The 14,155-nt window shown below is 69.8% G+C and carries 10 protein-coding genes; 1 reads left to right on the top strand and 9 read right to left on the bottom strand.

Annotated features, from left to right (window positions below; translation table 11 throughout):
* Positions 1 to 18: 18 nt before the first annotated feature.
* On the top strand, positions 19 to 852 hold the full coding sequence (locus tag E5082_RS25575; RefSeq protein WP_135793612.1) for a class I SAM-dependent methyltransferase: 834 nt from the start codon (positions 19 to 21) through the stop codon (positions 850 to 852).
* A gap of 102 nt (positions 853 to 954) precedes the next feature.
* Here the strand turns inward: E5082_RS25575 and E5082_RS25570 are convergent, their stop codons facing one another.
* The 9 genes from E5082_RS25570 to E5082_RS25530 form a co-directional block, all read right to left on the bottom strand.
* Positions 955 to 2,853, bottom strand: a complete 1,899-nt coding sequence (locus tag E5082_RS25570) for a hypothetical protein (RefSeq protein WP_135793611.1) — start codon at positions 2,851 to 2,853, stop codon at positions 955 to 957.
* Between the two features lie 329 nt (positions 2,854 to 3,182).
* Positions 3,183 to 3,824 carry a hypothetical protein gene (locus E5082_RS25565; protein WP_135793610.1) on the bottom strand — a complete coding sequence of 214 codons (642 nt, stop codon included), beginning with the start codon at positions 3,822 to 3,824 and terminating at the stop codon, positions 3,183 to 3,185.
* 1,213 nt (positions 3,825 to 5,037) lie between these two features.
* Positions 5,038 to 6,144, bottom strand: a complete 1,107-nt coding sequence (locus tag E5082_RS25560) for an SUKH-4 family immunity protein (RefSeq protein ID WP_135793609.1) — start codon at positions 6,142 to 6,144, stop codon at positions 5,038 to 5,040.
* Positions 6,145 to 6,352: 208 nt separating this feature from the next.
* Positions 6,353 to 8,659, bottom strand: coding sequence for a xanthine dehydrogenase family protein molybdopterin-binding subunit (locus tag E5082_RS25555; RefSeq protein ID WP_135793608.1), 2,307 nt, complete (start codon positions 8,657 to 8,659; stop codon positions 6,353 to 6,355).
* Positions 8,656 to 10,146 carry a 2Fe-2S iron-sulfur cluster-binding protein gene (locus E5082_RS25550; protein ID WP_135793607.1) on the bottom strand — a complete coding sequence of 497 codons (1,491 nt, stop codon included), beginning with the start codon at positions 10,144 to 10,146 and terminating at the stop codon, positions 8,656 to 8,658. Before E5082_RS25550 ends, E5082_RS25555 begins: the two co-directional genes overlap by 4 nt.
* Positions 10,143 to 11,036, bottom strand: coding sequence for an FAD binding domain-containing protein (locus E5082_RS25545; protein WP_030810943.1), 894 nt, complete (start codon positions 11,034 to 11,036; stop codon positions 10,143 to 10,145). Before E5082_RS25545 ends, E5082_RS25550 begins: the two co-directional genes overlap by 4 nt.
* Positions 11,037 to 11,261: 225 nt before the next feature.
* Positions 11,262 to 12,935, bottom strand: coding sequence for a beta-N-acetylhexosaminidase (locus tag E5082_RS25540; protein WP_190045396.1), 1,674 nt, complete (start codon positions 12,933 to 12,935; stop codon positions 11,262 to 11,264).
* Positions 12,936 to 13,090: 155 nt separating this feature from the next.
* The gene (locus E5082_RS25535; protein ID WP_030810948.1) at positions 13,091 to 13,375 is read right to left on the bottom strand and encodes a DUF3039 domain-containing protein; all 285 of its coding nucleotides are present in this window, start codon (positions 13,373 to 13,375) and stop codon (positions 13,091 to 13,093) included.
* Positions 13,376 to 13,404: 29 nt separating this feature from the next.
* On the bottom strand, positions 13,405 to 13,980 hold the full coding sequence (locus tag E5082_RS25530) for a YqgE/AlgH family protein (protein ID WP_167514138.1): 576 nt from the start codon (positions 13,978 to 13,980) through the stop codon (positions 13,405 to 13,407).
* Positions 13,981 to 14,155: the final 175 nt, after the last annotated feature.

Genomic DNA, 14,155 nt, shown 5'->3' with positions numbered 1-14,155 from the left:
ACACACGATACTGCGAGCATGTCGAATCTCGAATTGGCTCCCTCCGTGATGCGGTTCTATGGCGAGACGGTGAACGAGGACGACCGCCTGCGCACATCGGCAGACGGACGGATGGAGCTGGCCAGGACGCAAGAGCTTCTCCGACGCTTCTTGCCCCCCGCGCCGGCCCGTGTGCTCGACGTGGGTGGGGGGACGGGGATTCATGCCGATTGGTTGGTGAGGGACGGCTACGACGTGACACTGGTGGACCCGGTCCCCCGGCACGTCGAGAGCGCGTCGGCCGTGTGCTCAGCGGTCGTTGGAGACGCCCGTGATCTGAGCGAGCCGGACGACAGTTTCGATGTCGTACAACTCCTCGGGCCGCTGTATCACCTGCCCGACCCCAAGGACCGACGTACCGCGCTGGCGGAAGCCCACCGCGTGGTGAAGCCGGGCGGGCTGGTCGCAGCCGCGGCCATCAACCGGTACGCCTCGCTCTTTGAACACGTGACGTACGCCCACCTCCACACGGAACGAATCCGTGACTCCGTCTCCAAGATTCTTGAGACAGCCGTCTATGACGGTGTGCGAGGGTTCACCCTGTCCTACTTCCACAGGGCTGAGGAGTTGGTCTCGGAGCTGGTGGCGTCCGGACTGACTGACGTACAGGTCTTCGGGATCGAGGGGCCCGCGTGGTCGCTCGTGAAGACAGCCGAGCAGCAGCCGGGTGAGGGGCCCACCGATGAGCTGATCGCGTCGGCCATGGAGGCGGCCCGTATGGCCGAGCCGTACCCGGAATTGCTCGCTGCCAGTTCGCACCTACTGGCCGTGGGAAGGGCTCCCGCTGACATCAGCGGTGGCGGCGCACGCTGACGGACAGGCGCAGCCGGCTTGGGGCCTGACTCACTGGTGCGAGCCGGCATATTAGAGAGCCGTCAGCGCGCGATGCGGGCACGCAAGAGTAAAAAGTCTGTATCAGTGCAATGGTGTCTTATCTAATGTTGGAAGAACAGGCACCGGCCCAAGTTCTTTCCAGCGCCGTTCAATCGTATTTCCTAGACCGGCTATGAGGCTCACAACTATATCCTTCGCAGGCTTATTCACTTCTAGAGCAACCCTTTTGAGCAACTCTTGTGCAGCGGTCGCCGCCTCATCGTCCACGCCGACGATCTCGTTCGCCACCGTTACCGAATGGGTGATTAGTTCCAGACGTGCTTGGAAATGTGGCCATAGGCGCTTAAAGCGCCGACGATCGCGGCTTACCATTACGGCATCCGCGCACGCATGCATGGCATCATTGAGCGCCAACCATGTGACGGCTCGAATTGCTTCTGTGGGCGACTCAACGGCCATGCGAACTGCCGCATTCGCCGGAAGGAATGTACTCAATGGCATCTCACTGAACCGACTGCGGGCTTGTAGCCAAACATCCCAGTTCTTCTCCAGAGGAGATCGGTCAATGTCTGCTGCCAGCACGGCGGGACTGCCCACGCGAACCTGAAACCTGCGGACCTTAGGGAGGATCTGGGACGCAGTCGTGAGAGCCTGGAGACCAGGGTTGACGGATTGCAGATCCCACCCTTCTACGTGCACAGCGAGGACGCCACGATCAAGCGTGTGCGATTTCACGCGCAGTCCGTTCGTCCCGAACATATTTATAGCGACGGTGACGTTGCGGGTAAGTGAGCCATCCGGTGGATCTTCGGAGGCCATAGCTTCGACCAAATCCGGATCGTTGGCTCGGCACTCAACTATGGCGCACTCGCACCCGCACATGAAGTCGTAGGCTCGACTGATGGCCTCCTCAAGCTCAGTAACAGATGTTACGGCGTCACCTATATGCATCTTTTCTAGTTCTTCATCCCACACAAAGTCTTCATGGGCAGCAGCATTGCGGGCGGCGGGCAGAATGGCGCGGGCGGCGTCTTTCATGACGCAGTGCCCATCGGCGAGCAGCATTTCTCTGAGGGAATTCAATTCGGGCAATCGCGGACCAACGCGCCCTCTAAGTTGCAACAGGGTCCAAGCCCAAGGGCGGAATTGACCCTCGATCACCCGTCGATACAGGTCGAGCGTCAGCTCGGCCTTCTCTGCGCTTGTTGTACTCGCAATTGCGGCTTTCTGAGTCCTGACGATGCCCGCGTGATTCGCTTTACTCCTTTCGATGCCGAGCTTGTATGCGCGAAGGGCTGCGGCGCTGACTGCGGGGTCTGCTGTGAAGCTGCGCCTTATTTGATCCTTAGCGAATACGGCCGCCCGATACATTGTCAATGGGTAAGTCGCGTACATGAGCATCCATGCGGGCGATATACCGCCCATCAATGATGGAGGAGAGTCTGTCAGTGCTGACCATATCTCGTCGACCTTAGAGGCAAGCTGGCCGTAACGACCATAATAGCGCCCGTATAGTCGGGACTCGGAAAAGATTCCGCTATCATCAGAAACTTCTTCCCTTCGGAGCTCAAATACCTCCATGCAGGGGTCGTCGTGCAAATGCGGAGATTCGGAGAAGAGTCGTTCAATCGCCGCTAGCGTTGACTCTGTGACCTCATCCGCTTCGACAGGTGACGCCTCGCCCGTGCAGCACTTCAACGTGACATTGGCTAGGGCGAGCAAGCTCTTAACAGCATTTGCGTTCCTTCCGTCAGACGAAACTTTGCAAGCAGTGAGAATGCCCAGGCTTGAGCATATTTCCTGAGTCCTCTGAGCTAGGGCGGCACTTCTGATACGAATAGCTTTAGCGTCGTGGGAGATTACGGCGTCGCGGAGTTTATCTATCTCCTTGGCAATGGGATTGCACTGGGGGGTGATCCCGGCTTCCTCGAGCCCATTGCGCCAGCTTTTGACGCTGACGGGAATTTTCGAGCGAAGCACGGGTGGATCCTCCGCTAGCAAATCGTATGCTGGCTGCACAAGTCTCTTCAATGCCTGCGGTGGCAGCACCAGATCCCTCCCCGGTTACCATGCGACTCCGTACGTAGAGCCCCTCCAGAGCATAAGCCTGTGGGGCAAGCATCGGTACGTCTTTTGTATGCGTCTACCTCTATGGAGCGTGGGGCGTTCATCGGAGTGGCTTGAGTAGGTGCCTGCGGGTGCATGCGGTAGTTGCTGACCACGACCTGACGGCCGCTGGTGACCAAGTGCGGCTGAGCAGCCCGTCGCTTATTGCACCTCCTGCGGCCCTATGGCCGCAGGAGGTCATATCAGTTGCCTCCGGGGAGTGGTGGCGCGCCTGCGCTGTTGCGTTCGGCGCTTCGCCGGAGCCGGTCCTCCTCCTCGGCCTCCGCAACGGCCTCCCACTCATCCCGCTTAGCCTGCATGGACTCCCGTGCCTCCCGGAAGGCGTAGTTCGGTTCGGGCAGTGTCTCTTCCCGCTGCCAAGCTCCTACGCACTCCACAGCATGGGCAATCACCTCGCGCAGCACCCAAGCGCGGGAACGGCCGTGGAATGCATACACTAGCCCCCTGTCCCATTCCTCCAGCAGGTCCATGGTCTCCTTGAGGCGGTAGCGCAGCTTCTTATCCCGCATAACCCCGATGGCCAAACGGGCCGGCGCAATGAAGTCTTGTAGGTTCTTGTCCCACGCTTGTCGTGCTGCCGTTGCGGCGGCGGTCGCCGCTGCATCGATCCCTGGCTCCCATTCGCTTGGGGTCTCCCGGACATGCTTCTGAAGGTCACGAAAGGTCTCGGCCAACGTGGCGACGGCTTGGTCCTGCTTGGCCTCAAGACGGGCCGAACGGGCATCAGCCAGTGCCTTAGCCTGTGCCCGGTGTGTACCGAGGTATGACAGCCCCGCACCCACCAGGGCGCCAACAAGTCCGGAGACGGGTGAGATCCAGTCCATGGTCGCCAGTCTGCTGGATGGCCTATTGCTCTGGCAGCGTCTTACTCACAAACGAGGAGGAGGCGGCCGACGGCCGCGCCCTCCTAGTGTGTCTTCCCAGCTACACCCCAGGTGTCCAGCCACATCCGGCCCCGCCAGGCCCCGATGGGGATGACCTGGCCGGTGTAGAGAGGCCAGAAGTAGATGAAGCACGCAGTCAGGCCGCTCCGTAGAGAGGGCAAGCGGCGGGCAGTCGACATCGCTGCACCCCTCGGCTTGCACTGGACTCGGACTCAACTCACATCAGGTGCAGCACGGGTGATCACTGCCATCTGGCCCTCTCTGCCTAGCTCATCGAGGTACTTTCAGGCGAGCGCCGCCGCGATTCGGCGCCTGGACTGCGAGAGGACCGAACGCCAAATGGAGACCGCCAGCGCAGCACGCACACGACTACAGGAACGTCAGCAGGAGCTGCGGGCTGAGCTGGAGCAGGTGCAGCGGCAGTTGGACCATTTGGAGACGAAGGTGGCCGTGTCGAAGTGGTGGAAGACGCCCAGTGGACCAATGGGGCGAGGCACCGTCTACCACACAGGCTGGGACAAGCGGTGTCGGCCGGGGAACCGGCCGGATGAGATCACCTTGTACGAAGCCTTGCAGGCGGGACTCGTCCCGTGCCAAAAGTGCAGACCGAAGCAGCCCTAGCGCAAGACCCGTTACCCCGGTGTCGTCGAGCTGGGGCTACAGCACGTCTGGCTTCAGATCTGCTGGGGTATCGACAAGATCGCGCGATGGGGCCCAGTCGCACCTGGAGGGCACAACAGCCCCGCACGACTCCGAGGGCAGCCAACGCCAACAAACGCCATTTTGCCTGTTCAGTGCCGCATCTTGACAGTCCCCCCAGCCCATGCCCCAAGAGGCGGCACCCCACACAGAGTGCCGCCCTGCATGCCGGGGCCAGGTCAGCCAGCCGTCCTAACTTCGTCTCAGTTTCCGTCTCGTTCGTAGCCGTACGCGGCCGTTCGGGACCATCCGCTCAGCTCCCCGGTGCCGCCGGCCGCACACGATTGAACGCCTGTGAACGCCCCCGGATCATGCCCTGACCAGCCCGGACAAACCTGCAAAGCGAGTTACGCGGGTTCGATTCCCGCCACGGCCTCCGGCGGTTCAGCGGGAGATCCAAAGGGGCGGCACCTGACAGGTGCCGCCCCTTTGCGCTGTCGGCGTGCCGGGCTCCTCAGAGCACCCCGCCCGTCTCGCCCCGCAGCAGCTCCGTCCAGTAGTGCCAGGAGCTGCCGGGCGACATCCCCGTCGGGTCCAGCACAGCGAGTGTGTCCAGCATCGCCGCTGCCAGCTGGTCGTACGCCAGGGTCGTCAGCTCGCCGGAGAGATGGGTGTCGATGGTGCGTTCGTGGTGGAGGAGCCAGAGGGTGTAGGCCAGGGTGGAGACGTCGGTGTTGAGGGGGTGGAGGGTGGTGTCGGAGTAGGTGAGGACCGCGCCGGTGCGGCCGTCGAGGACGAGGGTGGTGTCCGGGGTGAGGGAGCCGAGGCGGATCAGGTGGTCGGCCTCGCACTCGTCGGCGTAGTACTCCGTGAGCGTCGGCAGCAGCAGTTCCGTGTTGACCACCTCCTCCGGCAGCCCCGTCTCGCGCAGGAAGCGCCGCGTCGGCTCGTGGGTGAGCGTGGGCGGGAAGTCGGTCTCCTCGAAGCGGGCCACGCGCCCGTGCCCGAACTCCTGGTCCAGCAGCCGTCCCGGCATCTCCAGCGCCAGCCCCGCCGATCCCGGCGCCGGGACCAGGGACAATGGGCGGATCAGCGCCGCCGCCTTCCAGTACGCCGGGACCGCGCCGTCCGTCCCCGCCTCGAACAGTGCCAGCAGCCGGCGGGACGCCTCACCGGCGACGCCCGGCCCGTACTGCCCCGCGAGAGAGGCGAACCGGCCGCGCAGGCCCGCCAGTTCCTCGGTGACGGCGGCGAAGCGCAGCATGGTGGTGAGCGAGGGCGCGAAGGGCCGGGTACGCGACGGGTCCACGAGGTACGCCGTGGTGATCTCCCCCGTCGCGCCGTCGAGCAGTATCGACTCGCGCTCCGTCCCGGCCGGGTTGAGCAGTTCCCCGATGACCAGCCGGTCCCGCAGCTCGTCCGCCAGCCGGCACGGGCCGTCGGTCGCGTCGGCGAGCCTGCGCAGCCCGTGCGCGCGCAGCGGGGCGAAGGTCAGCGGGCCGGTGTCGGGGGGCAGTCCGTCACCGGCGAGCAGCCCGCGGGTCGGGGCGTGCGTGACCCAGCGGTCCAGCTCGGCCTCGGTCAGCGTGATCGTCGTGACCCCGGCATCGGTCATGCTCATGGCTCGCTCCCCCGCGATCGGACTCGGTACGGCGGGCTCCGCGCGCGGCGGCCGTCCCCCGACTCCGAGAACCCTAGAGGGCAGCACTGACAACGCCCCGAGCCGGAAGACGCACGGGGACGCGTCCGCGTTGCCTCACCGAAGCGGGTTCAGCCGAACGGGCGACCCCAGCCGTACAGAAGGCGACCTCAGCCGGACGAACCCCAGCTCACCGCGCGTTGACCACAGCGGCCTGCGGCCGGATCGGCAGCCGGTTCACCGGCCGCCCGGTGGCCGCCCGCACCGCCGACGCGATCGCCGCCGGCGACGTCACCACCGGCACCGCGCTGACCGGCTTCGCGCCGAACGGCGCCACCACGTCCCGCTCCTCGACCAGCTTCACGATCCGGATGTCCGGCGCGTCCAGCGCGGTCGGCAGCGCGTACCCGGTGAGGTCGGGATGGCGGATCAGGCCGCGCGGCGTACGGAGGTTCTCGGTGAGCGCGATGCCCACCCCCTGCGTGACCCCGCCCTCGATCCGCGCCGCCAGCTGCGCGGGGTTGAGCACCCGGCCCACGTCCTGCGCGACCGCGAGCTCCACCACCCGCACCGAGCCCAGCTCCACGTCGACGTCGACCACCGCGCGGATCGCGCAGAAGGCGAGGCCGACGAAGGCGTCCCCCTGACCGGCGCCGTCCAGCGGCTCGGTGGGGTGGGGGCGGCACTGGGCGGTGGCCCACAGTTCCTTGCCCTCCAGCGCCTCGGTGACGGTGGTGGAGAGCACCCCGTCGTACGAGGTGATCTTGCCGTCGGTGATCTGGAGCAGCTCGGTGGACATGCCGAACTTGTGCGCCAGCGGCTGGAGGAGCTGGGTGCGGACCATCTTGGCCGCCCGCTCCACCGCCCCGCCGGAGACCCAGGTGTGGCGGCCGCGGCAGCCGGGGCCGGCCGGGGGCTGGTCGGTGTCGACCGGCGCCACGTGGACCTCGTCGACGCCGAGCGTCTCCTGCACGATCTGCCGGGCCAGCGTGGTGAACCCCTGCCCGGACTCCACGGCGGCGCACAGCACGGTGGCGACACCGTCGTGGACGCGTACGGTCGCGGTGGACACCTCGTCGGTGCCCTCCGCGCCGAGCATGTGCACCATGCCGAGGCCGTAGCCGACGCCCCGGCGCACCGCGCCCGGCTCGCCCGCGCCCTCGGGGCCGCCGGGCAGCAGCCAGTCCTCCTCCGGGCCGTCCTTGGGCAGCGCCGGCAGCGGGAAGTCCCTTACCGCGGTGAGGAGTTCGGCGACCGGGGCCGGGCAGGTCACGGTCTGGCCGATCGGGAGCACGTCACCGGTGGCCAGGACGTTGCGCAGCCGCACCTCGGCCGGGTCCAGGCCCAGCTTCTTGGCCAGCTTGTCCATCTGCGCCTCGTAGGCGGCGCACACCTGCATCGCGCCCTCGCCGCGCACATGGCCGGAGGGCGGGTTGTTGGTGCGTACGGCCCAGCCCTCGATGAAGGCGTTCGGGACGACATAGGGGCCGCACGCGAAGGAGACCGCGGCGGCCAGGGCGTCGGCGGAGGTGTCGGCGTAGGCGCCCGCGTCCAGCAGGATCTGCGCCTCGACCTTGACGAGTCTGCCCTCGGCGTCCGCGTGGTGGCGGTAGCGCAGCAGGGTGGGGTGGCGGTGGGCGTGCCCGAGGAAGGACTCCTCGCGGCTGGCGGTGAGCTTCACCGGGCAGCCGGTGCGCAACGCGAGTAGACCGAGCGGCAGTTGGAAGCCCTGGTCCTCGCGGTCGGCGGTCGCGCCGGGCACCCCGGTGACCACGATCTTCACGCGGTCGGCGGGCAGCCCGAAGCAGGCGGCGGCGGTGTTGCGGTCGCTGTGCGGGTCGGTGGAGGCGAGGTACAGCTCCACCCCGCCGTCCGGGCGCGGTACGGCGAGCCCGGCCTCGGCACCGATGGGCGCGGGGTCCTGGCGGCCGATGCGGTACAGACCCTCCACGACGATCTCGCCGGCCGCGTCGGGGTCGCCGTGGCGCAGCGGGATGTGCCGGATCAGGTTGCCGTCCGGGTGCAGCGGCTCGGCCTCGAAGGCGCGCTCGGGGTCGGTGACCGGGTCCAGGGGCTCGTACTCGACGATGACGGCGGCGGCGGCCATCCGCGCGGTGTCGGGGTGGTCGGCGGCGACGGCGGCGATGGGCTCGCCGTGGTGGCGGACCACCTCGGAGGCGAACACCGGCCGGTCCGGGGTGCCCCTGCCGTGCCGGGAGGTGCCGGGCACGTCCTCGTGGGTGACGACGGCCCGTACGCCGGGCATGGCGCGCGCGTGCGTGGTGTCGATGGAGACGATGCGCGCGTGCGCGTGCGGGGAGCGCAGCACGGCGGCCCACAGCAGGCCCTCGGCCCATAGGTCGGCCGCGTAGGGGAAGGTGCCCTCGGTCTTGGCGCGGGCGTCGGCGTGGGGCAGGGAGGCGCCCAGGCCGTGCGGCAGCGGCTCGGCCGCGGGGGCTTCCGCCGCCGTGGTCGCGGTGGCGGCTTCGTCGCTCACGCCTGGCCTCCGTCCTGGCCGTGGTACGGGTCGTGCGGGTGGTCGTGCGGGGCCCCGAAGGCACCGGGTGCTTCGAACGCCGAGGGGTGCACACCGCCCGAACCGGGGCCCGCCTGGTGCGGGATGCGCGCGGTGCCGTCGTCCGGCTCGGCGTCGGCGCCGATCCCGGCCTCGCGCTCGGCGACGACGTCACGTACGGCGTCGAGCACGCCCCGGTAGCCGGAGCAGCGGCAGAGGTTGCCGCAGAGCGCCTGGCGGGTCTCCAGCTCGGTGGGGGCGGGGTTGCCCTCCAGCAGGTCGTGCAGGGTCATGGCGATGCCGGGTACGCAGAAGCCGCACTGCACGGCGCCGCACCGGGCGAGCGCCCGCTGGACGTCGGAGGGCTGGCCGCCGCTCGCCAGGCCCTCGACGGTACGGACCTCGCTGCCCGCGGCGGTGGCCGCCGGGACCAGGCAGGAGGCCACGAGCCGTCCGTCGACCTGGACGTTGCACGCCCCGCATTCCCCCTGCGAACAGCCGTCCTTGGCGCCCGCGAGGCCGAGGCGCTCGCGCAGCACGTAGAGCAGGGACTCGCCGATCCAGGCCTCGGTGACGGGCCGGTCGGCGCCGTTGACGCGCAGCACGTAGGAGGCGAGGGGATGTTCGTCCTGGGGCGGGGGTGGCGGTTCCTCGGCCTCGGCGGTCTCCTCGGCGATGTCCGCCGCCTCGGCCGCGAGGGGCTCCTCCACGACCTCGGGAGCCGCCTCGGGCTCCGGGGCCGCGTCCTCGTCCGACAGGCTGTCAGAGGCGCCCTCAGGGGCCTTGACGGGGCTCTCGTCGTCCTCGGCGGGCTCCTCCGGGCCGGCGAGCCCCTCGGCCTCCGCGAGAGGCGCGGGCCCCTCGGCCTCCGCGACAAGCGCGGGCTCCTCCACGCCTTCGGGCGCCGCGGGCTCCTCCACGACCTCGGGCGCCGCGGGCTCCTGCGGCCCCCACGCCCCGCCGATCGTGTCCGTGACCCAGGGCGCGGCCGCGCCGCCGGGGAGGACGGGCGGGGCGGCGCCCCACTGCTCGGCCAGCGCGGAGGTGGTGAACTCGCCGGACTCGTCGGGCAGGTCACCCCCGGCGACCGGCACGGACCACTGCCCGGTGACGTCGTGGCCGGGCGCGGCGGCGGTCTCCTCGGGAGCCCAGTGCCCCTGCGCCCCGGGCTGGTAGGTGAACCGGTCGTCACCGTGCGGCTGCTGCGCCGGGACGGTGTCCTGCGCGGGCCACTGCTCCTGGGCACCCCACGCGTGCTCGCCCTCGGGCGGGGTCGTTATCCGGGGCGGCACGTAGCCGTGGCCCGGCGCGGCCAGTGGGCTGTCACCGGCCAGCAGGGCGTCGATGCCGCCCTCGGGGAGCTGCACGAAGGCGGTCGCGCCGTCGTCGTACTCGCCCTGGGGCAGCGGGTTCCAGCGGCCGCCGCCCTGGGACGTGTCGTCCTCGTGTCCGCGCTGGTCGTCGGTCACGACAGCGCCCTCCCCAGTGCTCGTCGTGCCAGCGCGGCGACGGTGCGCCGCAGGTGCAGTACCGCGGGCGGCAGCGGGACGACCGTGCCGTCCGGCTCCGGCACCGGGTCGGGGATGCAGGCCGCGGCGACGTACTCGCCGAACGCCTGCAGGGCTTCGGGGACGAGGACGCGGTCGTTGTCCCAGTCGATGAGCTGCGCGACCCACTGCTCGGCGTCCAGCGGGCGCAGCGGCATCGGCGCTATGGCGCCCACCGCGCACCGCACTCCGCGCCGGGCGGGGTCGAGGACGAGGGCGACGGAGGCGACCGAGCGGCCGGGCCCGGTGCGTCCGGTGGCCTTGAGGAAGACCTGGGGGGCGTGCAGCAGCGGAACCCGGACGTAGCCGATGAGTTCGCCGCCGCGGAGCATCTCGACCCCGGCCAGCAGATGCGAGACGGGGACCTCGCGGCGGGCGCCGTCCGGTCCGGCGACGATCAGCGTGGCCTCCAGCGCGGCCAGCACCGGCAGCGCGTCGCCGGTGGGCGCGGCGGAGGCGATGTTGCCGCCGAGGGTGCCCGCGTTGCGGATGTGCGGCGGTCCGGCGGCGCGCGCGGCGGCGGCGAGCGCCGGGATCAGCGCGGCGAAGTCGGGCCGGCCCATGCGGGCGTGGGTGAGGCCGGCGCCGAGCAGCGCGTGGCCGTCCTGGTACTGCCAGCCGCGGATCTCGCTGATCCGGCCGAGGCCGACCAGCGCGGCGGGCCTGAGCTGCCCGGAGTTGACGGCCGCCATGAGGTCGGTGCCGCCGGCGACGGGGACCGCGGCGGGCATGGCGGTCAGTGCCGCCACCGCCTCGTCCAGCGTCGTGGGCAGCGTGACGGCCTGTGCCGCCTGCGGTGCGTGCGTGGTCAAACCGGCTGCCCCTTCCCGCTGCCCCACCTGGTCGCGCCTGTGCTGCCGTACGGTACGTGCTGACAGGGCGGACGTGGCAACTCTGGCACATCTTCGCAAGGCTCGGACGCGCGGGTCGGCCAAGGGGTGTTGACCCACTCCATCGGGCGGATGGTCCCGTTTACACCGGCATCTTCGGGTGAGTCCGATTGACCCTCTTCGGGGAGGTCACGAGCTGTTCTCCCGTTACGCGCCCGGTCGGGCGTTCGAGGGCGCGGGGGCCAGGAGCTCCGGCTCGACGGGCAGGCCGGCGAAGGGCCGGCCGGGCACTCCGGGGCGCCGCTGCCAGGGGTGGGGGCCGCCGGGCGGGCGGTAGGCGACGCCGAGGGCGTCAAGTCGCCGGTAGTGGGCGCCCATCCGGCGCTCGAAGTCGGCGAGGTCCCGCTCACCGGGCGCGAGCAGCGGGCTCCAGGCGACCTCGGCGAACGCGGCGAGCCGGGGGAAGACCTGGTAGTCCACGCGTCCGGCGTCCTCGGTCACCTCGGTCCACACATTGGCCTGGGCGCCCAGCACATGGCGGGCCTCCTCGGCGGTGAGACCGTCCGGTACGGGCTCGAACCGGTAGACGTCGGCCAGGGTGCGGACGTAGCCGATGGGCACCGGTTCGTCCTCGCCGGGCGCCTGCCGGTGGTCGAGGTACACGTGCTGCTCGGGGCACATGACCACGTCGTGCCCGGCCCGCGCGGCGATCCGGCCACCCCGGTGCCCGCGCCAGGAGGAGACGGCGGCGCCGGGCGGGAGCGGGCCGTCGAGGATCTCGTCCCAGCCGATCATCCGGCGCCCGCGCGCGGCCAGCCAGGCGCCGAAGTGGCCGGCGAACCAGGAGCGCAGCCCGTCCACGTCCGCGAGCCCGAGTTCGGCGGCGCGGGCCCTCGCGGTGGCCGACTTCCGCCACTGGTCGGGCGGGCACTCGTCGCCGCCGAGGTGCACGAAGGGCGACGGGAACAGCGCCAGCACCTCCTCCAGCACGCCCTCGTAGAAATCGAGGACGGCCTCGGTGGGGGCGAGCACGTACGGGGAGATCCCCCAGTCGTCCCGGACGGTGACGGCGGCGGTGTCGACGGCGTCGGTGTTGCCGAGTTCCGGGTAGGCGGCGATGGCGGCCTGGGAATGGCCGGGAAGATCGATTTCCGGGACGACGGTGATATGCCGTTCGGTGGCGTAGGAGACGATCTCCCGGATGTCGTCCCGGGTGTAGTGGCCGCCGTGCGGTTTCTCCTCCCAGAGGGAGGACGAGCGGTGGCCGAATTTGGTCCGCGCGCGCCAGGAGCCGATCTCGGTGAGCCGGGGGTGGCGCTCGATCTCGATGCGCCAGCCCTGATCATCCGTCAGGTGCAGGTGCAGGACGTTGAGTTTGTGCGCGGCCAGCAGATCGAGATAGCGCAGCACGCCTTCTTTGGGCATGAAGTGCCGGGCCACGTCGAGCAGCAGGCCGCGCCAGCCGAAGCGGGGCGTGTCGCTGATCCGCACCGGCGGCAGCCGCCAGGTACGGCCGGGCAGCGGGGCGCGCCGGAAGGCGTCGGGGCCGAGCAGTTGCCGGAGCGTCTGGGCGCCCCAGAACAGCCCGGCCGGACCGCCCCCGCGCAGGTCGGCGCCGGTGGGCGTGACGTCGAGCCGGTAGCCCTCGGCGCCGAGTTCCCCGGTGAGACGGGGGTCGACGGTGAGCCGTACGGCGTTCTCGCCGGTGCCGTCGGCCGGGGTCAGGGGGAAGCCGGTGGCCGCGCCCAGGGTGGCGCGCAGCCAGCGCGCGGTGCCCTCGGCGCCCTCCCCCACGGCGGCCAGACCGGTGCCGGGACCGAGCGCGAATCCCTCGCCCGGTCCCCCGTACGCCTCCACGGGCGCCGGAATCACCTCAGAAATCCCACCGGTCACTTCAGCCCCCGCAATACCTCGGCGCACAGCCCGGAATCCGTATCAGGGGGACGTTGCCCCGGCGCCCGGTGAAACACGCGCGACAAACACGGGGAAGGGCGCCGGAGGCAATCCAGCGAGGGAGCGGGGTGGGGCAGGACGGGTTACTTCTTGTCCTTGTCCCCGCCCTTGTCGCCACCGCTGCTCATGGACTCGTAGATCTCTTTGCACATGGGGCAGACGGGGTACTTCTTCGGGTCTCGGCCCGGCACCCAGACCTTGCCGCACAGCGCCACGACGGGGGTGCCGTCCAGGGCGCTCGCCATGATCTTGTCCTTCTGGACGTAGTGGGCGAAGCGCTCATGGTCGCCGTCGCCGTGGGACACCTGCGGCGTCGGCTCGACGAGGGTCCCCGTACCAGTCCCGCGCTCGGGCTCAAGAGTGCTCATACCGCCAAGGGTACTGAAGCTCACGGGCATCAGTTGAGCGACGGGTCGTCCGGATACGTGGCCACCATCGCCAGATCTCCGCGCTGCCGTCGCAGCACCTCGCGCCACAGCCGTTCGGGCTCCGGGGAGGAGATGTCACCGGGCTCGGACTCGACCACGTACCAGGCGCCCTGGTCCAGCTCGTCCTGGAGCTGGCCCGGCCCCCAGCCCGCGTACCCGGCGAAGATGCGCAGCGCGCCGAGGGCGGAGGCGACCAGTTCGGGCGGGGTCTCCAGGTCGACCAGGCCGATCGCGCCGTGCACCCGGCGCCAGCCGAGCGGGGCCGCGCTCTCCCCCTCCCCGCTGCCGGGGATCACGGCGACACCGAGCGCGGAGTCCAGCGAGACGGGGCCGCCCTGGAAGACCACGCCGGGCTCGCCCGCCAGGTCCGCCCAGCCGGCCAGCACGTCCCGCACGTCCACGGGGGTGGGGCGGTTGAGGACCACACCCAGGGAACCCTCCTCGTCGTGGTCGAGGAGGAGCACCACCGCGCGGTCGAAGTTCGGGTCCGCCAGAGCGGGGGTTGCCACGAGCAGCCGCCCTGTGAGCGAGGACACCTCGGTCATGCCAGACATGATCCCGCATCTTGCGCCCCCGTGGGGGCCGCAAGGCGCATGAACAGGCAGCACGCCCGTACGAAGGCGCGGCGGTCCGGTGACCCGACGTGCCTGCGGGGAAACGGCGCGTGTTGTGACACGGCTGGCGGGTACTCGGGCTTACGGGCGAAGGGTGATCGGCGAT

This window comes from Streptomyces griseoluteus, from assembly GCF_004784465.1.
Taxonomy (GTDB): domain Bacteria; phylum Actinomycetota; class Actinomycetes; order Streptomycetales; family Streptomycetaceae; genus Streptomyces; species Streptomyces griseoluteus.
The sequence above is the reverse complement of the archived record's forward strand: the minus strand, read 5'-3'. Positions and strand labels throughout refer to the sequence as shown.